The organism is Paenibacillus mesophilus, from assembly GCF_005938385.1.
Lineage (GTDB): Bacteria > Bacillota > Bacilli > Paenibacillales > NBRC-103111 > Paenibacillus_AB > Paenibacillus_AB mesophilus.
Genome location: NZ_VCRA01000044.1, coordinates 25,361 through 46,022, shown reverse-complemented (window position 1 = coordinate 46,022; position 20,662 = coordinate 25,361). Strand labels below are relative to the sequence as shown.

17 protein-coding genes and 2 pseudogenes are annotated in these 20,662 nt (G+C 48.3%); 14 read left to right on the top strand and 5 right to left on the bottom strand.

Annotated features, from left to right (window positions below):
- Window positions 1-221: 221 nt before the first annotated feature.
- Together FE783_RS35185 and FE783_RS38885 are read left to right on the top strand one after the other, a co-directional pair.
- Entirely contained in the window at window positions 222-1,244 is a 1,023-nt protein-coding gene (locus FE783_RS35185) for a protein kinase family protein (protein ID WP_138884077.1), read from the top strand.
- 117 nt (window positions 1,245-1,361) lie between these two features.
- A pseudogene (locus FE783_RS38885) lies at window positions 1,362-1,664 on the top strand (DUF2834 domain-containing protein).
- A 430-nt stretch (window positions 1,665-2,094) separates the two neighbouring features.
- Here the strand turns inward: FE783_RS38885 and FE783_RS35175 are convergent.
- Window positions 2,095-3,411: an ABC transporter substrate-binding protein gene (locus FE783_RS35175; protein WP_138884076.1), complete on the bottom strand. Its 1,317-nt coding sequence runs from the start codon at window positions 3,409-3,411 to the stop codon at window positions 2,095-2,097.
- Window positions 3,412-3,587: 176 nt separating this feature from the next.
- Between FE783_RS35175 and FE783_RS35170 the strand changes: the two genes are divergently transcribed.
- A complete protein-coding gene (locus FE783_RS35170; protein ID WP_158302207.1) occupies window positions 3,588-4,514 on the top strand; it encodes an AraC family transcriptional regulator in 927 nt (308 codons plus the stop codon).
- 824 nt (window positions 4,515-5,338) lie between these two features.
- Here FE783_RS35170 and FE783_RS35165 read toward each other — a convergent pair.
- On the bottom strand, window positions 5,339-5,692 hold the full coding sequence (locus tag FE783_RS35165; protein WP_138884074.1) for a VOC family protein: 354 nt from the start codon (window positions 5,690-5,692) through the stop codon (window positions 5,339-5,341).
- A gap of 30 nt (window positions 5,693-5,722) precedes the next feature.
- Window positions 5,723-6,121, bottom strand: coding sequence for a VOC family protein (locus FE783_RS35160; RefSeq protein WP_138884073.1), 399 nt, complete (start codon window positions 6,119-6,121; stop codon window positions 5,723-5,725).
- 29 nt (window positions 6,122-6,150) lie between these two features.
- Here FE783_RS35160 and FE783_RS35155 point away from each other — a divergent pair.
- Window positions 6,151-6,243 (top strand): annotated as a pseudogene (locus tag FE783_RS35155) (transposase); the annotation flags it as partial.
- 46 nt (window positions 6,244-6,289) lie between these two features.
- Here the strand turns inward: FE783_RS35155 and FE783_RS35150 are convergent.
- Window positions 6,290-7,108, bottom strand: a complete 819-nt coding sequence (locus FE783_RS35150; protein ID WP_138884072.1) for a helix-turn-helix transcriptional regulator — start codon at window positions 7,106-7,108, stop codon at window positions 6,290-6,292.
- A gap of 277 nt (window positions 7,109-7,385) precedes the next feature.
- Here FE783_RS35150 and FE783_RS35145 point away from each other — a divergent pair, with 277 nt between their 5' ends.
- The 5 genes from FE783_RS35145 (at window position 7,386) to FE783_RS35125 (ending at window position 13,316) form a co-directional block, all read left to right on the top strand.
- The gene (locus tag FE783_RS35145; protein ID WP_138884071.1) at window positions 7,386-7,631 is read left to right on the top strand and encodes a hypothetical protein; all 246 of its coding nucleotides are present in this window, start codon (window positions 7,386-7,388) and stop codon (window positions 7,629-7,631) included.
- Window positions 7,632-7,836: 205 nt separating this feature from the next.
- The gene (locus FE783_RS35140; protein WP_138884070.1) at window positions 7,837-9,135 is read left to right on the top strand and encodes an ABC transporter substrate-binding protein; all 1,299 of its coding nucleotides are present in this window, start codon (window positions 7,837-7,839) and stop codon (window positions 9,133-9,135) included.
- Window positions 9,136-9,314: 179 nt separating this feature from the next.
- Window positions 9,315-11,636 carry a hypothetical protein gene (locus FE783_RS35135; protein WP_138884069.1) on the top strand — a complete coding sequence of 774 codons (2,322 nt, stop codon included), beginning with the start codon at window positions 9,315-9,317 and terminating at the stop codon, window positions 11,634-11,636.
- A gap of 188 nt (window positions 11,637-11,824) precedes the next feature.
- The gene (locus FE783_RS35130; protein ID WP_138884068.1) at window positions 11,825-12,130 is read left to right on the top strand and encodes a hypothetical protein; all 306 of its coding nucleotides are present in this window, start codon (window positions 11,825-11,827) and stop codon (window positions 12,128-12,130) included.
- Window positions 12,131-12,332: 202 nt separating this feature from the next.
- Window positions 12,333-13,316 carry a Gfo/Idh/MocA family protein gene (locus tag FE783_RS35125; protein WP_138884067.1) on the top strand — a complete coding sequence of 328 codons (984 nt, stop codon included), beginning with the start codon at window positions 12,333-12,335 and terminating at the stop codon, window positions 13,314-13,316.
- A gap of 1,291 nt (window positions 13,317-14,607) precedes the next feature.
- Here the strand turns inward: FE783_RS35125 and FE783_RS35120 are convergent.
- Window positions 14,608-16,428 carry a hypothetical protein gene (locus FE783_RS35120; RefSeq protein ID WP_138884066.1) on the bottom strand — a complete coding sequence of 607 codons (1,821 nt, stop codon included), beginning with the start codon at window positions 16,426-16,428 and terminating at the stop codon, window positions 14,608-14,610.
- A 585-nt stretch (window positions 16,429-17,013) separates the two neighbouring features.
- Here FE783_RS35120 and FE783_RS35115 point away from each other — a divergent pair.
- The 5 genes from FE783_RS35115 (at window position 17,014) to FE783_RS35095 (ending at window position 20,015) form a co-directional block, all read left to right on the top strand.
- Entirely contained in the window at window positions 17,014-17,280 is a 267-nt protein-coding gene (locus tag FE783_RS35115; RefSeq protein WP_138884065.1) for a hypothetical protein, read from the top strand.
- Window positions 17,281-17,681: 401 nt separating this feature from the next.
- Window positions 17,682-18,206 (top strand): twin-arginine translocation signal domain-containing protein, encoded by a 525-nt coding sequence (locus tag FE783_RS35110; RefSeq protein WP_158302206.1) that lies wholly within the window; start codon window positions 17,682-17,684, stop codon window positions 18,204-18,206.
- Window positions 18,179-18,523 carry a hypothetical protein gene (locus FE783_RS35105; RefSeq protein WP_138884063.1) on the top strand — a complete coding sequence of 115 codons (345 nt, stop codon included), beginning with the start codon at window positions 18,179-18,181 and terminating at the stop codon, window positions 18,521-18,523. Before FE783_RS35110 ends, FE783_RS35105 begins: the two co-directional genes overlap by 28 nt.
- Window positions 18,524-18,596: 73 nt before the next feature.
- The gene (locus tag FE783_RS35100; protein ID WP_138884062.1) at window positions 18,597-19,544 is read left to right on the top strand and encodes a hypothetical protein; all 948 of its coding nucleotides are present in this window, start codon (window positions 18,597-18,599) and stop codon (window positions 19,542-19,544) included.
- 30 nt (window positions 19,545-19,574) lie between these two features.
- Window positions 19,575-20,015 carry an ankyrin repeat domain-containing protein gene (locus FE783_RS35095; protein ID WP_138884061.1) on the top strand — a complete coding sequence of 147 codons (441 nt, stop codon included), beginning with the start codon at window positions 19,575-19,577 and terminating at the stop codon, window positions 20,013-20,015.
- Window positions 20,016-20,662: the final 647 nt, after the last annotated feature.

Below are 20,662 nucleotides of genomic sequence, written 5' to 3'. Positions count from 1 at the left end.
GACTAACGGTTGGGTTCGCGACACCATAGTTCATCGACCTCCCTCGCCAGCCGTAATCTAATTATAAAACGTCTAGCCCCCATTTTCATATCTCTGTGGTGCCCCGTCAAGGGGCATGGTTGGCTAACGGAGACGATAGTGTGGAGCTGCCGCAAGGACAGCTCCCTCTGATGCGCGTTGAAGTAACAAGCGGGATAAAAATTTCTTAAGGACGATGCAATATGGATAAGCTAATTAAAGCGCTAGAGGAAGAGTATGGTATAAAAGCTTATGATGTTAAAAGAATACAGTACGGCCTTTGGGAGGAAAGTTTCTGTATTTTGGCTGGATCAAAAAAGTGGTATGCAAAAAGATTTTGGTATAAGGCACGAGTTGAAAAACGATATGACCGAATGATTAGAGGGCTTGAGTTAAGTCAGTCGTTACGAGAATACGATTTTCCTGCTCCCCTTCTTATTAAAACAAGACAAGGCAAATTGCTAGCGCATGTTGATAATGAGACTTATCAAGTTAATGAATGGGTAAGAGGCAATACATATCACCCTGGACAATTGCCAGAACGTGAAGCCTTTTATATGGGGCAACTTTTAGGAAAGTTCCATCGGAATTGGATTATAACAACTGATAAACCCAAAAATAAGTTTCATTCTCCATCGGATGCTAAAAATCGATGTTTTGAACTACTCCAAAAGTATGAAGGCTACTCAGAAGAGTTTGCTTGTATGGCAAAAGAAGTCCTTTCGGAGCAAATAATATTACTTGACTCAGTCACAGATGAAATAATTAAAAGCTTGCCAGCCTTAAGCTTAGTAGGTAAATGCTACAATTCTTACTGGGTAGAACAGTTAATGTTTCATCCAACTGGTGAAGTGGCTGCCTTGGTGGATTGGACTGATGGAGCAGGAACCGAGGGTTACATAGGTGAAGATTTATTGTGTTGTTTACATTTGTCGGCATTAGATTTAAACGGTATTTTTTCTTTTTGTAGAGGTTATCATTCAATTAATCCTTTGCCAAAAGAGGAATGGAAAGCAATTGCGGCTGAACTCTGTTATGGCTTTGTATCAAGTACAAACTTCTTAGGTGGATGGTTCGACAAGTATAACAGACGCATGGAACACTGGGAAAAAATTGCTACTGTATGGCATAAGAGGGTTCCCATTCGATTTAAAGAGTGGAAAGAAATTGAGAATGTTCTATTATCATTATGTTACTTTTCCGTTGACCGCTGCAATACAAGGTGATGAAATCCTGCGAATGAGTGAGTATATGTGAGATAACCCCTTAAAACCGAGGGACGGGGCAGGTTAATATAGTTGCAAATAAAGGAAAATAGATAAGATATGTGAAATACTAAAGGGATAGCGGTTCTGGGAGTTGTGTTGCCGTATTCGCAACTTCTTCCATGGATCATTCAGAATGGCCTGGATATGTCTCATTTAGTAGAAGAAATAACCCAAACGCGCATTGGATGATTTGCATGGATGGATGTTTTAGTATCAGCAATTGTACTTATTGTGTTCATTCTCTTCGAAGGCCAAAGAAATGGTATGAAGTCGTTATGGTTGCCAATTGTAGGTACTCTTGTAGTAGGTGTTTCATTAGGCCTTCCTTTATTTTTATTACATCGTGAAATAAACATCGAGAAGAAATTACAAGGATGAATTCCAGAACTTTTGTGGGACGGATACGATAGCTGAATAAATTAACGAAAGCAGCCGTCCAAATTGAGAGGCCACTGAGAAAGGCACGTTTTTTCCATGGCGCGTCGATTATTAAGTTTGATGTTACAGAAAAATAACGAAAAGACCGTTTTAAGCCATCTCACAGGCTAAAAACGGTCTTTTTGCATTTTAGAAAAAGCCGTAAGGACTTTTTCAGTGGCCTCCCAAATTGATCGGCTGCCTTTGCTCATCGAACGGGGAAGTTTAGTTTCAAAGGAAAGGAGGGCGGAGCAAAAAGCCCGCCCGGCGCGTCGATAAGGGACGCCCCCTGGGCGGGCTTGGGCAGGCGGATATTACTTGGCTGCCGTACCGGAAAGCTTAAATCTCGTCCACATAAGTAACCGGTTCTTGAACGGGTCCGTGCTGAAGTTTACTTTTTGGCCGATTCATCTGCCGTAATCTGTTTGTTCAGCTTCTCCTCCTCTTCCCGGAGTGCGGTGTTGATATCTTTCGACCCGTCAATAACCGCCATCATCGCATTGCCGATCGCAGCTGCCGCTGAAGTATTGTACTGGTTGTACGCAATCGTTTTAGGCCCTTTTTGCGCCGTGACCGCGCTAATGTTTTTGCCCTTCCAATCGGCTACGTCGCGGGCGAACGCGGACTTCACGTCCGGATTTTTCAGCGGGGCGAGGAACGCCAGCTTCGATGCGCGTTCTTGCTGCACCTCGTCCGTTAGCAACTGGGTAATCGCTTGAAACGCTTCGTCGCGGTGTTGGCTCGTTGTTGGCACGGTTAAGACGACAGGATAAGGCTGTGAGGCTACTCCTTTCAAGTCACCCATTTCCGGAAAGCTGGCGGCGTCCCAGTTCGGCACATTTGCGTTTACCGTTGCGGCGTACGAATTGTAAGCGCTAGTCATCGCCGCTGATTTTTCCTTCAGGAACAGATCGTACCCGTATGCCTCTTTGACTGCGTTGTAGCCTGGGGCTGTATAGATCGGAATAAATTTTTCCGCGATTTTTTTCCAGTTGTCGGAATTAATAACGGCCCGGTTCGTCTTCGCGTCGATAAAATCATATCCGTATTGATTCGCATTAATAAAATTCGATGGCGGTCCCACGTAGCCGCGATACGTAACTCCGCCTTCGGAACGGGTCATTCGTTTGGATACGTCAATCATTTCCTCCCAGGTCAATCCGTTTTTCGGATAGGGTACGCCGAACTTGTCGAACAAGTCTTTGTTGTAGTACAAAACGAACCGGAGCTCATAAAGCGGCAATGCAACCAGTTTCCCGGTATCTAGGCTGCGCATCATATCGAGCGATGCTGTTTCGATCCGGTTCAGATCAAAGTTGTGTTTCTTGACCAGATCGGACAGGTCGCCGAGCAGTCCGTTATCCTTCACCGCCGGCAGCGAAGCGAAGGAGGCGAGCATGACGTCAAGATTCGTTTTGGAGACGACCACATTGGCTAACGTATTCTCCTCTTTGTTGACGAGCACTTTGAACGAGAAGTTCGGGTATTTTTTCGCGATCAGTTGCCCGTACTGCTGCTGAAATGCGTCTCCGACCGGGCCGTCGGCCGGCACATGATACCATGTCAATTCAACCGGCTTTTGTTCCGCGCTTTTGGATGCAGGCAGCTTGCCATCATCCTTCGCGCCCGTATTCCCCGTTCCACATGCTGCCGTCGTCAACGTCAGCGCCGCAATAAGCAGCGAGCTTGTTCCTTTCTGAACGTTCATGGTCACAGTCCCCTTTTCATGTATGACTTCAACGCTATTATAAAATTCCTTCTAGCAAAATGATTTATCTGCTTGGTCGGTTCTTTTACCAAACTGGACGATCGCGTTATAATGAGCGAGTAGCGAGCAGGTGGGCGTTAGTAGACTCGGGTTCATATGGAGGAGGCATATCGAACATGAGGTTTCCGAGGTATCGGCTGCATAGAGAGCTGTCCATCGAAACGATCATCTCGTTTTCATACCGTCAACTGCCCAAACAATATTTCAGCGTTGGCGAGAGTCACGATTTTTGGGAATTTGCATACATCGACCAAGGGCAGGTTGAAGTATTTACGGATATCGGCCGGTACGACTTGAATCAAGGAGACATTATTTTTTACAAGCCCAATTTATTTCATGTCGGGAAAACAAATCCCGAAGACAGTCCGGTATTGGTCAATTTGTCGTTTGAATGTGATGCGGCGTGCATGAGCTTTTTTCCTCATCATCATTTCAGGCTTGAGCAGCATGAGCTCCAGCTTCTGACGAACCTGGTCAAAATCGGAACGGAGGCGTTCGATCCTCCTGTCGATTCCGCGCGAATGAGATTTCCGAACCGGTGGGAAGGGGCCAAGTTCGGTACGGAGCAGCTTATTATTAACTATTTGGAAATCTTTTTGCTGGAATTAATTCGCAATGGCGAAAGGCGAAGCGACCATGCGAAGCCGGCTTCCGTCATGAAGGACAACCAGCAAACGAGCGAAGTGCTGAAGCTCATTGAATATATGACTCGGCATATTGCAGCGGAAGATTTATCGATAGACGAACTTTGCAACCAGTTTGCAATCGGACGAACCCAGTTAAAGACAAAGTTCAAGGCGCAAACCGGGTACGGGATTATGGAATATTGGCGACTGATGAAGATTGAACACGCAAAGCGGATGATTGCCGACGAGCAGTACAATTTTACCGAAATCGCCGAATGTCTGGGCTATAACAACGTGCATAGCTTTTCCCGGCAGTTCAAAAATATGACAGGTATGACGCCATCGGACTATTCGCGGACGATTGATGTAAGATTCGTAACGGGGAAACCGTTTTTCCGATTCACTCGCGACGATTAGTTGTCATTCTGTAATCGCTTTCGCGTAGTTTTCAAAGTGAAAGGATCGGAAAATGGAAGGGGGATAAGCGGAGTAAAAAGCCCGCCCGGCGCGTCAAAAGCGACACCCCTGGGCGGGCCTGGCCGGCGGTTCTTAACGATAAAGAAAGATTAAGTTCGGTAAAACATGAAAGCGAAACGAAATACGAGCCAGCTCAGAGAGGCTTACACGTGATCATTTCTAGTTTACTATTCGAAGGGGAGCGATAAGAAGATGGCCATTATCATCAAACGAGTAGACAGCTGTGTCGAAGATGACGTGCAAAATGGTGTCATGTGCGGAGGCTGTGGGATCGGAACGACGAAGCATACCGAGCCGACTCCATGCCGCTGCGGAAAGACCATGGAGCCCTTCACTTTTGATTTCAGCAGACGGATTCCAGGCTATGTTCTGATCCGATGCGATTGCGGTAAAAAGATCGAGTGCTCCGGATTCACAAATACCTGCTCTTGCGGCAGGGCCTATAACTGGAACGGCGACGAGCTCGCTCCGTCCGATCAATGGGGAGAGGAGACCGGTGAGTACAGGTCGGAATGCTACTTAGGGGGTTCAGCGTTTGAACAAACAGCTGAACAAAACGTGGGTTACATTTAGAAAGATGGGTGATTAAATATGCGCGGTAAAATTGTAATCTAGGTAAAGGGCACGATAGTGGAATTAAACAGGGAGCAGACGCCGCGGCAACTGCTCCCATCTTCATTGAAGTACTGAGACGATAGCTCAATAAAAGGAAATCCTGTACTTGAAGAAAACCGCTGTTAGGCGGTTAAGTCTTTGGCTAATCATTAACAATCTTTAATGAGAATTAGATAGCCTTCTGTATCAGTTACATGAAAACTGGTCGTTTTCTCAAATGGACAAAAATAAATTTCATCAACTTGAGCACCTTTTAATTTTAAGTACTTGTGAGCGGCTTTAATATCAGGCGAAAACAAACTAAATACTGCATGCGTTATCGGGTTACGTTTTTCCGATTCAATCAGCAGTACTCGGGTGCTGCTCTCCATGTCCAACCCGCCTTCAGCATTTATCTGGATGCCAAGAACATCCGTATACCATGCCATCGCCTGTTCGAAATTTTTTACATGAATATAAATTTCAGTAACACGGCTTGTAATTACTTTAGTTGACGTTTCCATTGATTAAGGCTCCTTTCTTATGCTCGTATTCTAATTTCCAGCCTGCCAAACAGTTATTCGGTTTCCATCAGGATCATAAAGCTCAAAATGGCGACCGCACTCTCCTTCATCGATACTCTCTTCTGTTTGCACGCCTTTTTCTTTTAAATAGTTATGAAACTCGAAGATGTTATCACAAAAATAAGCGGTTCGCGGGAGTGGCTTTCCGTCCACCCTATTTTGTACAACGGGGGCATCCGTCCGTAATAACTGAAGGTCGGGTTGCAGAATGGCGTGTGTTTCGAATATTAAATCAGGCTGAAAGCCTAAAACCTCCGAATACCACTTTGCAGAACTTCTGACATCCGATACAGGAATAAAAGTAAAGCATAAACGGGCAATTTTGCTAACAACCCGTTCACGGAACCCATCACCTAATCTATTTTCCATTCCGAGCAATAACTTTTAGAACCTATGGCATCGAAAACCAGATTATCGCCTTATACGCAAAAGGTGTGAGCACACGCGACATCCAGGATCATCTGAACCGGCTCTACGGCAATGACGTCTCGAGCCTCAGCCGAAGGATTGCTTCGTCGGCTGAGGCTCGTTTTTTCTCTATATATGGTGGCTTTGCCGGTATTGGGACGGGCTGATGTGCATTTTCTGGGAGAACACACGGCTTAAGTACAGCCCGTTTTCATAGCCGCATTGACTCGCAATTTCATTCAGCGTCAGTTGGGTTTCCAGCAGCAGCGTCCGCACTTTGCTTAAACGTAAACTGGTGACGTAGTCGGTTGGAGACATGCCGTACACCGCTTTGAAGCGCCGTGTAAACTGCACAGCACTCAGATCAAGCCCACTGGATAGCGATTTGAGCGACAAACGTCCCATCGCATGATGGCGCAGCTGCTGCTCCGCGCGCTTCATCAGCGGATCGACTACCTGCTCCCGCAAATCCCGCTGAGCACTGTCCCACTCCCACGTAAACAGTTGCCACAAGTCTTGCAGTAAAAAATTGCGCCGTTCCAATGCAAACGAATCGATTCGGTCAAGCAGCTTCTGAAAATGGAGATGAGTCGAGGTAAGCCGCTGCATATCTTGAATAACAAATTTCCCGACCGGGCTGGGCATCAGCTGACGATCCGATTCGATCCGCTCCCCTTGCGGGGAAAACCAATTGAAGTTCATGATCAGAAACGTAGAAGATCGAATCATGTGACGATTAAACTGTGTGTGCGGCGGGCAAAGCAGGAGATCGTCCGGACCAGCAATGCCTTCGTGCTTCCCGATCTGATAGTGAAACTTCCCTTGCAGCACATAGAACAAAATCCACACAGGGACATTTACCGTTTGATGCAGAAACGCTTCTTTCTGCACCCATTCCGCCAAAAGAATCAGTTGGGGGTTCAATTGCGCTGGTGTGTATGGTTTCATTCCAAGTCGACTCCTCGTACTAGCCTTCTATTGCGCCCCATTATATCGTCTTGTCAAAGATGAAATCAAGTGCATGAAATCAAGTGCATGTGCAGCGCATTATTTCTGTATAGGAAAAGGAATGCGGTTTCATTTATGATGAATGCGTGCACACGGTAGAATGGGATCCCATACGAGGAATAGAGAATGCCATGCGACAGAAGGAATGGTGCCAACATATACGAAGCTGCAGACGTAGCTGCTTGTTGTGTGGGGGGAGGGGGAGGTTTGTCCGGCGTTGCGGCGACGATCGCTGAGGCGCGCAATGGCGTGCAGGTGGGTGTTGTACCAAGGCTGTCCGGTTCTTGGTGGAAACCCTTCCCCGGACGGCCGCCCGCAGCAGTCCATGGTAGGAACTGCTGCGGCGCAGCCGGTTGTATTGATGGAAGTGACGCTTGTGCTGGATAAGCGGCCTGCATCGCCATTTAGCGTTGTCTCAACAAAACGGGCATCACATCCGGAGCTGTTGAAGCAATTCCGTTAATGGAGGGAGCGGACAGAAGTGGCAACTCGCTGCCCAGGTGCACAGCAAATACAGGCGTCAGCTGACATTCGCCGTATCGCTGCAAGCAGTTTCCATGCTGCGGATTGAGCACATCGCGACGAACGGTCAGAATCATAGTCGGATTATCGAAATCGGTTGCGAATAACGAATCTTGCCATTCATTTTAAAACAGGGGGTTTACCATATGAATCCTTTCCAAGCACGAACAATCGCACTGTTGATCACTGCAACGGTCGTTGTACTGTCCGGCTGTGGCAGCAAGGAAAACAAAACCGCTGAACCGAAAGAGAGACAGTCGTCGCCGGTAACGCTTCGCCTTGCCAGCAAAGGAGCCGCCCCCATACTTGACGAAGTATTCCAGCAAGTTGTCGGGGAGCGTCTCAAAGCGAAGTACCCGCACATTACACTTGAATATTTGCCGGAGACAGCGGGGACGAAGTTGGATGAACTGATTGCATCCGGCAATGCGCCGGATTTGATCGTCACCAATACAGGCGCCCTCGCAGAGTACCGGGATATGGAACTGCTGTTCAACATGGAACCATTGTTCACAGCGCGGAACTTGTCCTTGAGCCGCTTTGACGCCAACTACATTACAGACGTCCGCAATGCCTCGGACAAAAACGAACTGTACGGTTTGCCGATCAACGTCAGCTATCATGCAATGTACTACAACAAAGATATTTTTGACCAAGCCGGTGCGCCTTACCCAACCGATGGCATGTATTGGGATGACGTGCTGAATCTGGCGAAAAAAGTGACACGCACCCTTGGCGGCGTGCAGTACCACGGTCTCGATCCAGGCTACACGATTATTTGGATGTCGCAACCGCTTGGCGTGGGAGCAATTGATGCGAACGATCAAGTGACGATTAACAATGACAAGTGGAAGCGCGTGTTTGAATTGGCAAAAGCGATATACACGATTCCGGGCAACGAGCTGATAGCGGAATCTCCGAAGAACCAGTTTATGAAAAGCAAAACGCTGGGCATGCTGCTCGATCTGAACATCCTCAACCAGCTTGTTGAAGCCGAAAAGGACGGGCTTCATTGGGACGTGGCGCAGTATCCGAGCTATCCGGAAAAGCCGAACACATACGGTAATGCAAGCGTATCTACAGTCATTGTGACCAAAACGACGAAGCATCAGGAGGATGCGATCAGCGTCATCGAGACGATGACCTCGGATGAGGTGCAGATGGAGCTCTCCAAGCGCGGCCGTTTGTCACCACTCGCCAGCAATGCGATCAAGCAAGCGCTTGGATCATCCAATCCTGGGTTGAAAGACAAACATTTGCCAAGCATTTTCAAAAGCAAACCCGTCCCATATCCGGTGTCCTCGCCATACCGCGGTCAGGGAGAGAGCATTGCCATAAACAAATTCAAAGAGTATTTGCAAGGAACGATAGACGTCAATCAGGCGTTATCACAAGCAGACGAAGAAATCAAGCAGAAGCTGGCAGCGGTCAAAGGCGCTAAATAACGAAATAGAAACAAAGATGCCTACTGATCTTCAAAATTGAGGCAAGTATTTGAGCAGTTAATCGGGATGTGGTTGGGCATCGAACGAAGTGGGAGAAGGTTTCAATCAATTTTCAAATATTTCCCCTTTTCGATGGATCGAAAGGGGGGCCATTTCAAGATTAGGGGTGAAATTTTAAGATGGACAATCAACGACTGGAAAGTGAAAAACAAAATCAGAGAATGGAACGAGCCAAATCAGAGGAAACGAGGACACACGGTAAATGGAGTCGAAGAGATTTGCTGGCTGCTATCGGCGTAACAAGCGTTACTTTCGCTGCAACCGGCGGGGTGGCCCAAGCTTTTGGTCAGGTCAATTCGGCAGCATCAGTAACTTCAGCAACATACGGAAAAGGCGCTGGTAATCCCCATGGACAAATTGGAGATTTATCTTCCTTAAAAACGGCAGAAAAATCCAATCTTGTTGGTGCGATCAATGAAACGTTCTCAAGCTTGGAAGCGTTTTCAGTCCCGAGCGTCGTTGACTCTATTTCTGAATTAACAACTTTCGAGGCATTGGACAAGCAGATTGTAATCGTAAAAGCATTTTATGATGACTCAAAAGTAGGTGGGGGCAAGTTTATTTTTACACTCGGTGACGTGGCTACCCCAGATAACGTTTATCGTTTTGCTGGTGACGGAGGTATATGGTATCGCTTGAATTGGAAAAATCCAGACATCTATGATGCTGGTATCAAGGCTGACGGAACGAATGAAACGCTAAAGTTTAAAGCATTGCTCAAAGCAGTAGTTGCTTATTTTGGCAGTGCTACAGTTTCTTTGCGGGGCAAAAGTGTAAAACTAACAGATTTTGAGCATCCGTCAAACATTACGCTGTATAACGGGGGGCTGGACTTCTCAGAATCAACAACGATACTTTCTGACAATAAGTATTACAATGGGTTTATTATCGGCGGTAATCGTGCCGACAGAACGTCTAATCCGTCTGCTAAAGATGCCTACGCCGCTTTAGATGAGTTGAGAAACATTGGCTACATCAAAATTAGCTTCAAAACACCTCCAGCAGGGACATACAATTTTTCTACTGACATAATGTATTTTCATAAACTGAAAGGATTCAAGCTTGTGAACTGCGACGGGGATGGTATTAACTCGAACCGTATTTGTACGATTGTTGGTGGAGCCAGCGGCACTGTAACCACAAATGATATTGGTGTTTTTGATCTTATCGACCCAGTTAATGGCTGGTCAAGTGACATCCTCATTAAATACAACAATTTTAATGCTGGGCATGTATTTGGGACAAATTCTAGTGGACAGAATTTGATTGTCCCGTCTATGCGTTTAACAGCGTGTGAAGAAGTTGAGGTGAGTCATAATACGTTTAAAAACTTTAATTTCGGTGTACTCATTGACGCCTACTCTCGTAATGGCTCTGCACATCACAACAATTTGTCAGTCGATGATGAAGTGCTAGACATTTGGTTAAGCACAACGAGCCGTACAGCACAAAGCGGTATGTACGTTGGTCAAAGTGCGTATAATGTGGACGTTTACAACAACAACATCTACAACTTCATCAATCAGGGAATTGTTTACGAGGGCGTAAGCGGCGGAAACGTTTACGGAAATCGTATCCAATTCTCCGCCTATGCAAAAACGTTAACTGTAACGCTATCTCAGGGAATTAACCTACAGCCGAACATTCGGCAACATCCATTCACGGCTGTTGCAGGTGTGCAAGAAATTTATGTGTTCGATAACTATATTGAAGCATCCAATGCACCATTTCTAATGTCAGGTAGTTTTAGTTATGCGCTTAAAGAGATAAATGTGCATGACAATACGTTCAATTCTAAAAATGGTTCAATGTCGATGCAAGTAACCCGCTGTTTTGATTCAGTATTCAGCAACAATAGCTGTATAGGTGGGTTGATGATAGGTGAAACGAACAACTGTTCATTTATTGGCAACAAATACAATACTCCTTCTAACTTCGCATTGTATTTGACCGGAGCTGAGAAGTTAAACTTACTGCTCGAGAGCAATACTTTTGTAGCAGATGCAGGACAAGCGATATACAACGGCACGGCATCAACTGCTCTTATTGAACTCTTCGGCGGCAAAATACAAGCGAAAGATGGCACATCGCCTGCACTTCGAAGTGGTACTGGCGTCGGCAAAGTTCGTGCTTATGAATTTGTAAATGGTGTGACTGAAATGCGCCATACGATCAGTCCAACGATTAACTTGGCGGCCGGTGCAAGAACGGTGATCACGCAGGCAATTGCAGGGCTTAAGGTAGGATGGCTTGCTGAAGCCAAGCTTGGCTCTCTTGGTTCTTTATGGACAAACAGCTCGATTGATATAACGCTTAAAGCAGGTGTACGCAATGGCGAGGTTGATATTTTGGTGAGAAATGAGGGGACAGCAACAGTAAATCTAACATTTACTTTTATGCTAGATTTTAAATCCCATTTAAGTAATGTATACACAAATTAAAAACAAGCCTCATTAATGCCCAGTTAAGCGCAACGGGTTTACACTGTCGCCTATTCGGGAGCTTACAGCTTGCTGGTTGGCGGAGCGGGTTGAGGCGGCCGTAGCAGCAGGTTCCGGCTGAACCGGGCTTGACTCATCTGAAATTACACTACTAAACCCCTGCCAGCACGTCAGCAGGCACGATTCAATTGGGGTTGAATTTGCTGGACGATCAGGGCAAACGGATCGGAAGCTTGCGTTCCGGCATACATGCTTTGTCCGAAACTGCGGGGTCGTGGACGGCATTCGAATTGAATGCGGATATAGCGGAAACGGTAAATGGCAAGCCGGTTAACGCGCTGAAGGTTGTCGTCATCGTCGAATCCTCCGCAGCGGAAGTATCTGTGGACGATGTGCAACTGCTGCAGGCCGACCCGTCGTCTATCGTACGAAACGCCTCGTTCGAAAGTATGGCGGCGGCGACTTCTTCGTCATCGACGAATTCGTGCGCTTGATCCGCGAGAAGCGCTGTCCGGCGATCGACGTATACGACGTCGTGCTGTGGAGCTCGGTGTTCCCGCTTTCGGTCGAATCGGCCGGGGCGAACGGCAAGACGGTCCGCTTTCCGGATTTAAGAGGCGGAACTAGTGGGAACCGCTTTTCACGATCAAAACTATATATAGCGGGATCGCATCCGCATACGGGAGGAAAGAAACAATGGGAAGCATACGCACGGCCGTAGTCGGCCTTAATTTGGGAATGGGACATGTAAGGGCCTATAAGGCATTGGAGCAGGCAGACCTGCGCTGGGTCGTCGATCTCGACGAAGAGAAGGCGGCGAAAGCGGCGGAAGAGTACGAATGCCGTTATACGACGGATTGGACTTCGATTCTCGACGATGTCGATGCCGTGAGCATCTGCACGCCGCACCATCTGCACTACCCGCAGACGATGCAGGCGATCGAGGCGGGCAAGCACGTGCTGCTGGAGAAGCCGTTCGCCAATACCGAGGAGGAATGCCTGAAACTGATCGAGGCGGCCGACGCCAACAACGTCAAGCTTATGCTCGCCTACGTCGTCCGTTACATGCCGCATATGCGGCGGCTCAAGCAGGCGATCGATTCGGGCGAATACGGCGTTCCCTTCAACGCCGAGTGCTGGGTCGAAGCGTACCTGCAGCCGCGGCCCGGCTCGTGGCTCGCGCAGAAGGACAAGCTCGGCGGCGGCGTGCTGTTCAGCCACGGCTGTCATTATGTGGACGCCCTCATGTGGCTGCTCGGAACGCCTACCCGCATGACGGCGATGGGAACGAGAGCGGGGACCGAATGGCTGGAAAGCGAGGGAACCTCCCATGCGCTGATGCAATTCGAAAGCGGCGCGCTCGCGCATCTCGTGACGAGCTGGGGGATGAAATACCGCGAGACCCCGGCCAAATACCATATTCATACGCCGAAGGCGGCTTTTATCGTAAAGGGAGAACAGGTCGACGTGATTACGGAGGAAGGCCGGAAGACGCTGTACGATCCGGCCGAAACGAAGCAGCCGAACATTTTCCTGCCGGAAATCGAGCATTTCCTCGATTGCATCGCCACGGGCCGAAGCCCGGAAACCGACGGGCGCGATAGCTTGAAGTCGCTGCGCGCGATTTGGCGCATGTATGAAGAGCAAGACCGCTTCGGACTGGGCGAAGCGCGGCTTTGACGGGCTTTGAATCATGAGGAACTGCCACGTATGACGCTATCACGATGAATCTAGAGGACTGGAACGAAAGTCAAATTGTCCGGCTTGACCTGGATAACTACCAAGGCTCGATGTCGCCTGGGAGCTAATATTGTGTCGATAGACACGACAAGAACGTGGTTGCATGTATCGATCACAATTTCCTGATGCAACCATGTTCTTGTAGCACAATCGTTACACAACGGCAGCCGGCCAAAATGTTCGGCTGCCGTCGAGTCGCTAAGCTAATGTCGGGTGACAAGAACATTATCTCAAACCCGACGGAGGGTAGAGAGGAGTATCTTTCAACTGAAGCAGATCATTATATATTAGACATAATTGCGGAACGCGGCTAGCCCGTACCAGCTCATTTTTTCGTGTCAGGGAAATGCTAGGAATTGGCATTAGAACTGGCCGGCAGAGAAAGATTTTTCTTTGTGATGAGCAAGGACTGAACAACAAATCAAAAAGCGGGTCAAGTTCTTGTCGTCCGACACAGGTGTCGGCTGACAAGAAAAATATAACATTAAGAGTCGCGTATATCGCGGCTCTTTTCATTTATGTTGTCATGTTCTTGTCTTGGGTCAATGACAAGAACTCGACAACATGCCCCACAGGTGACAAGAACATGACAACATACTCCACAGATTGATTTTGATTCTTATGTAATGGCTATCAGGCCATGGCTGACATTCTTGGAGGACAAGAACATACATTCAATGAAAGTTTCGGCTTTATATTTTTTATCTGTAAGTTCTTGTCCTTTTCGCTGGACAAGAACTTACATCGTTACCCGAATTGGACAAGAACATACCATTCTTAGCCGCGACTGAACAAAAAACGGTTGAGGGAGAAAGTGTTGAAGCACTTGCGTGGCGCGGGTTTCAAAAAGAAGTTCGGCTTTACGTGCACCTGTTTATTCCCAGATCATTCAGTCACTTGCCCTGAATTCTGATCTGAGGTATTTGTTGATTATTCACGAATGCACTTGAGACTGTTAGCAATCGTTTTTTCTTCTTCATGACTAAGCACGCGATCGGCGGGGCCGTACCCTTTGAAGGGCGGGCGGCGCTTCTTCGCGGCATGCGGGGATCCGGCACGGCTGCGATCGGGTCGATGAAGATGCGACCTGCCGGTCGGTTTCGTCTAAAGCGTGCGAGAGGGCCGGGCTAGCCGGCCCTTCCCGCTTTTCTTACCGCATACGGCTCCCACCGGGCGGTGGATCGCTGCACGACGGCGGTCAATCGACCGCATGCGGCGGCTTAGCGGCGGCCTAGAGCACATTGTTCAAATACGGATTTCCGGTAATTTCATCGGCCATATAGACGAAGATGCCGTCCACGTCGAGCTTGTCGTACGCGGCCGCATACCTCTTCAGATCGGCGGGCGAGTGCGGCATCAGGAGGGCGCCGGCACGCGGGTCGCTGGCCAAATAGTGCTTCCATCCGTCGATGCAGCCGTATATTTTTACGCCCGTATCGCGCCGCAGCTTCATATAATGGCCGATCGGCGGCATGGGCTCGGTCGTCACCAGATTCGACGGGATGATGCCGTCCACGTCGCCCTGCGCCGCGCAAACGGCCAAAGCCCGGTAATAGACCGCCTGATCGGCCGGCACTCTGACTTTCAGCTCGAGCTTTACGCCGGTGAGCTTCTCCTTCCTCCGCAAATACGATTTTGCGGTGGAGATTGTATCGACGAGCGATTCGACCGTCTGGTTTTTAAAATGTCTCATATAATCGAACAGAAGTCCGCCTACGTCGTAATCCGTCACGATTTCTTCGATGATGCCCAGCGCGTACCGGCGAACCTCGGGATCGCCGTAATCGAGGTCGCCGTCCTTGACCAGATGCGGGTGCCGCCTGACGAATGACTCGGACAGCGGCTTGTTCCACAAATACGGTCGGTTCATGCCGATATTCGCCGTCAAGCGAACGCCGCGGCCGTGGGCGTACGAAACGGTTTCGCGCAATATGTCGCAATTCGCGACCAGCTTCACCGGATCGTCGATAACCGTCTTGAAGTCGGTAACGGCGGGTTCGTTCAACCGTTCCACCAGTCGGCTGTGATGCAGCGATTTCATGCCGATGCGGATCGTCTGGCACGTAATCTCCGTCGGGCGGAGACGGAGAAACTCCTCGAGCATGACCCCGTTCATCGACTCGGCATCATGAAAGCCGTGCAAAGAGTACGTGTAAGGCTCGTAGTACAAGATCAACTCTCCGGTACGCGACGAAGCGGCATCCGAACTTGTTCCGGCATCTTCCGGGGAGTCGTTCCGTATCGCTTTTCCGTCGGAATGGGGGTGCGCGCCACCGGCGACAGGCACCAGCTTGATATAAGAGAGCCGCCCGAAATCGTAGTGGGATACGACCGTCTCTCTAAGCTGGGCGATCTCGATCGCGTCTTTCCGGAGGTAGCCCCTTGTCCAGTACAGCTCCTGATCGGTTTTGCCGGCATGGTGGCCCGCCGTCAAGTGCGGGGTCATCACCCGGGAGAATGGGGCGTCGCCCGCCCGGGCCATAAACCTGAGCCAGCCGCCGGACGTGCCGAAGTAAATGTCGTACCAGCCTTCGACCGGCACCGGCACGCGGATCGGGGGCAGCTTCTCGTGAAAGCCCATGCCGACGAACGGGCCGCACCTTCCTTGGCCGATCTTCCATTTCCCGTCCCCCTTGCGCGGATTCGCGGCCCCGTCTCCGCCCAAATAATGTGTCCAATCGTTCAAATAAACGACGTCCGACTGCTCTAGCGTGACGTCGTGTTCCTCCTCGTACTCGCCGTCGACCGTCATCCAAACGAACCTAAGCCGTACAGTACCCGTAAAGCACCCGATGTCGAGATAGCTGTTCCAATAGAACGCCTCAACGTTTTCGGTCAAACGGACGATTCCCATCGTAACCGCTTGATTCCATACGAACGTGCTGCCGTCGAGCGCAAAATCGCCGCTCAAGTCGGGATAGATCACGGCCGGCCGCCATTCCTTCCCTTCGATGGCAAAGCTTGCCTCGCAGCTGATGAGTCGCTCCCGCTCCCGGTCGGCCAAGCGAATCTCGACAAGCCGATCGGTTCTGACCATGACGGAATCGATCATGACCTAATCACTCTCCTACAACACAATAGTATGGTATGACCATATTATTTATAATCGAAAATAGCTCGTTCGTCAATGCAAAATGCAAAAAAGCTCCCGGTGGCGCGCGAACCGACGCCGTGTATCGCCCGGAGCCAGGCATTGGCGGCTTCGCGACTTACGAATCCGTAGAATAGAAGTCTTTTGCATCTCTTACTTTCGGTTGTATCCGATTTGCGAGAGGAATAAGAGACGATAGCATTCCTTATTCGGGGCGAAAAACCGTTTTGCCGGGGAGAGTGGCCGAATAGCAGCTGGAAATCGCTCTTATTTTGCCCAAGAACTACCCCGGCTTCGGAGATAAGAGGTGCAAACCGCTCGTATTTGGACGCGGTTGCCGACAAGCGCCTCCTTTTCCTTCCTGATCGAGGCCCGATGATGCCTCGCCGCCCGGTATGGATGCGGGTGGAGACAGCAGCCCAGATTCCGGGAACGGTGTGGGGGAGGGAGATGGGATGGACTGCCGGACTAGCATAAGCCAGCCGGCGACTCCGCCTCGCGCGGTCTTTCGCGGCCCCGAACCCCGTCGGCAAATTGATATTTGCGATGGACCAGATCGTCATCGCTTCGTTTGAAGGGCTAACCGGCTATTCAAGCGGCGCCGATGCGATCAAAATCGTGAATACATCGATGAACGGCATTGCCGGCCATAACGAGGTTTACCTGGATCGTCTCAAACAGACGGTCGGGGCGCTGCCCGAGTCGGCGCACATCGGCGGCTTGTCGGTGCTGCCCGATTCCGATGCGCAGCAAGTCACGCTGGGCGTCGAACTGGACGACATTCCTCCCTCATGGCTGTCCGGCGGCAGCTGAAGCTGAGAATGAAGCTGATGCAGCATGGTCAAATGCTGTGCATGGGAAAATATACCAGCCCTACCGCCTGCAATTGAGGAACTACCACCAGAGCAGCAGAAAGACCCGAATATTTTACGCGCTTCTGCTTATGCTGACCCATTTACTGGCAGTGATCGTTTCTTCTTAGAAGCGCTGCGAAAACGCGCGGCTGGTGATGAGCAAGGCGCAATAGATGTTTGCACCGCGGACGGTACACCGGGCACATGGGAGATCATCGGCACTAACGGAGGACTTACGGCATAGGCGATCAAGCTTGCATCGCCGAATGGAACCGTTTACAAAATGGCAGTAACCGATGCCGGGGCATTGACGGTAACGCCAGCTTGACCGCATGTACATAACTTGGGGAGGAATGAATCTTGGAAACGATCAGCAGAAGGAAGTTGTTGGCTTCGATCGGCATCGCAGGTGCGGCGCTCGCGACAGGCGGCCTCGTAAACGTTGGCACACAGGTCGCAGACGGCAAGACGGATGTGACAGATAGCGTATATGGCAGCGGCAGAGATAAGATCGAATCTTTTGAATCAATTGCAACATTAACAGCTTATACATGCCATAAAGACAAGCAAGTAGCGCTAGTGATGTCTTATTATGCTGGTTCTAATATTGGCGGTGGTTTGTTCTGTGCTGATGCTAGTGATACTACAACTGTATCAAATGGCGGCACGGTCATTGTAGCGGCAGACGGTACACGCTGGAAGCGTATTTATTCTGCTGCATTACAGCTTGAAGATTTTGGCTATAAAGATTCCAATACAGCCGCAGAAAACACCACAGTTCTAACCAATGCTTTGGCTGCATCATCAAACATTACACCAATACAGCGAACACAGGCGGCTTCTGTGGTGGTTATTTCATGTTCCAGCCGACTGGCATCACAATGACGGCATCACAGCATCTCATTGAAAACTGTAGATTCGAAGATATTTATACGATGCAAAACGCCGCAGCTCAACTTTATCATGATAGTGACGCGATTCGCTGCTATTTCAATCAATACGGTAAAAGCGTTGCTGGTTATGACGATGCAGTGCAAGCAACGGTTATCAAAGTGCAAAACTGTACGTTCATTAATGTGTTGAAGTCATCTTGTAAGCTGCAACATGCCAAAGTTGTGATTGATTCATGTTATTCAGAAGTGAATAGCTTGAAAGACCAAGGTCAAACATGGGTTTATACTGGTCCGCTATCAGTATGTTGAAAACGTCACAATTACTAACTGTGAAATTGTGGGCTATTATCGTTTTGGCTGCTATGTAGCAGGTACAAACAATGTGGTGGATAACCTGAAAACTAGTTTACTGGTAGTGTCAGGAGTTGAACAAGCTGCTGTTCAGGTGGGTGAATTATCTGCTGGGAACGTAGACTATTGCGAATTGGCGAATATCAATAGCTCATACGGTATTTATGCACTTGGCGCGAATCGCTTAATTGTACGTGACTCTAAACTCGGTAAGCCAATTTTGGCTAACGTGACATCTTGCAAGTTCGTGGATTGCGAATTAACGAACTTGATGGATAATACCTCATTAAGGGGCTATAACCCAAGTATCGGAAAAATTGAATATATCGGCTGTAAAGTGACGTATGCAGCGGGTGTAACGCTTATGTTGACTTTATCATCAACAACGAACATTGAGCTGTATATGCGCGATTGTAAGATTGTTGGCTCGGCTTCATTGTTACCAACAACAACCTATCCGTATGCTTTAGTGGATATTCGCAACTGCGAGTTTACGCTGACAGATAACACTACTTCAACCACGCGCCGTTTTATGATGGTGCCATCAACAGTAACGGTTTTCAATGTCATTGATGTGGTCATCAATGACAGTCGGACATCTACCCCTGACTTAGTTATAGCCACAAACTCAAATAGCACAGTAACCAAGATCAGCGGCGTGACACTAAATGGTAATTCTGCAAATCTATATACGCGGCTTATGTATTTGACGTCAGTGGCAATCAATTCGGTTGTTGAAAACTGTTTATTTAAAAACTTTCCGAGTGGTGTTGATGCTGTAACAACAACGAACAGTAATTTGGCGATTCGTAATAATGGCTGTTTGTATCCCTCAGCAAAGTTTGTTATCAACCAAACAAGCGGAACTGGTTATTATCCGTTCATTGGCAACTATGGAACTTTGGCAACCCCTCATATTGTGAGTAGTGGGGCTGGTACAGTGACGGTGTTAGAATATGGTACAGCGAAATATAGTTAATCGGGCGTGATTTAGTTGGGGGATGACTTTATGTCTGATCGCACTGTGGGAGTGGCTGAACAGTTATTGGAAAATAACGAGTACTCGGATGATACAATGGGTGAAGTTTTGCTAGAGGCTATCAGCAAGGGATACATAGACATCTGCCGATACTTGGTTGAAGGCGGAAAGGTAAATTTAAATCATCCCGTTAAATTTGCCAGCACAACATTTACACCCTTACATTGGACATCGATACCAAGGAAGACAGACTATGATTTAACGCGCTACTTTGTGCTTCACGGAGCGAAGCCCGATGCTGAGGCTTTAGGACAGGTAATAGCACGAGGAGACATCAAACTCGTTCAATTTTTGCTCTATCACAAAGCAGATCCCAATGGCGTTTCTGATGGCAAATCGATGCTAATGATCGCGAAAATGTGGAAACATGAATCCGTCGTTCAATTACTCATTCAATACGGAGCAGAATAATAATCCGTGTAACTAATTCCGCAACTAGCCGATATTTTCGTCCCGGCCATAACTCATATTCTAACGATTACTGGAACAGCAATAACGGAGCCACGCGGATTTGCGGGCTCCGTTTTCCAATTAATTCTGTAATATCATAAGGCCGATTTTGAAAGAAAAAGCCAAACCCTTGGGGAAATTCGAAGAAAGGAAGAAAGTCTGGGCTTACTTCGCAAACGAGGGCGAAGCGATTCCAAAGAAGCAACACCCATTCCTGAAAAAAAATTTTTTTAGGAGGCAGTTACGTGTGTGCTTATAGTGCGCTAGCCGGCTTTTTCGAATCACATTTTGTAGGTGTTTGAGCCCATTTTCTATCTTTTTTCATTAGTGGATTTAATAAACTTAGCATTTTTTAACGCGTATTCCAGAGCCAAATTTATTAATTCGTTGCGTGAACGATTAAAATTAAAACGTAGAATTGTTCATCTATATGACCGGTAGTCATGTTCTTTATACCACGGATATGAAATAATGAAAGCGCAATCAGGTAAGTATTCTGCGCGAGGATCATAAGCAATATCATACGATTGGACAACGGAAGCGATCGATCCGAAGAAGGGAGGCGCATATTTCTAAAATCACATATTCGTTTATTAACGGTCAGACAT

Excerpts from the sequence above, each read along its gene's own strand:
- FE783_RS35185 (WP_138884077.1), top strand. The coding sequence starts at position 222 with ATGGATAAGCTAATTAAAGCGCTAGAGGAAGAGTATGGTATAAAAGCT.
- FE783_RS35175 (WP_138884076.1), bottom strand. The coding sequence starts at position 3,411 with ATGAACGTTCAGAAAGGAACAAGCTCGCTGCTTATTGCGGCGCTGACG.
- FE783_RS35170 (WP_158302207.1), top strand. The coding sequence starts at position 3,588 with ATGAGGTTTCCGAGGTATCGGCTGCATAGAGAGCTGTCCATCGAAACG.
- FE783_RS35165 (WP_138884074.1), bottom strand. The coding sequence starts at position 5,692 with ATGGAAACGTCAACTAAAGTAATTACAAGCCGTGTTACTGAAATTTAT.
- FE783_RS35160 (WP_138884073.1), bottom strand. The coding sequence starts at position 6,121 with ATGGAAAATAGATTAGGTGATGGGTTCCGTGAACGGGTTGTTAGCAAA.
- FE783_RS35150 (WP_138884072.1), bottom strand. The coding sequence starts at position 7,108 with ATGAAACCATACACACCAGCGCAATTGAACCCCCAACTGATTCTTTTG.
- FE783_RS35140 (WP_138884070.1), top strand. The coding sequence starts at position 7,837 with ATGAATCCTTTCCAAGCACGAACAATCGCACTGTTGATCACTGCAACG.
- FE783_RS35135 (WP_138884069.1), top strand. The coding sequence starts at position 9,315 with ATGGACAATCAACGACTGGAAAGTGAAAAACAAAATCAGAGAATGGAA.
- FE783_RS35125 (WP_138884067.1), top strand. The coding sequence starts at position 12,333 with ATGGGAAGCATACGCACGGCCGTAGTCGGCCTTAATTTGGGAATGGGA.
- FE783_RS35120 (WP_138884066.1), bottom strand. The coding sequence starts at position 16,428 with ATGATCGATTCCGTCATGGTCAGAACCGATCGGCTTGTCGAGATTCGC.
- FE783_RS35115 (WP_138884065.1), top strand. The coding sequence starts at position 17,014 with ATGGACCAGATCGTCATCGCTTCGTTTGAAGGGCTAACCGGCTATTCA.
- FE783_RS35105 (WP_138884063.1), top strand. The coding sequence starts at position 18,179 with ATGTTCCAGCCGACTGGCATCACAATGACGGCATCACAGCATCTCATT.
- FE783_RS35095 (WP_138884061.1), top strand. The coding sequence starts at position 19,575 with ATGTCTGATCGCACTGTGGGAGTGGCTGAACAGTTATTGGAAAATAAC.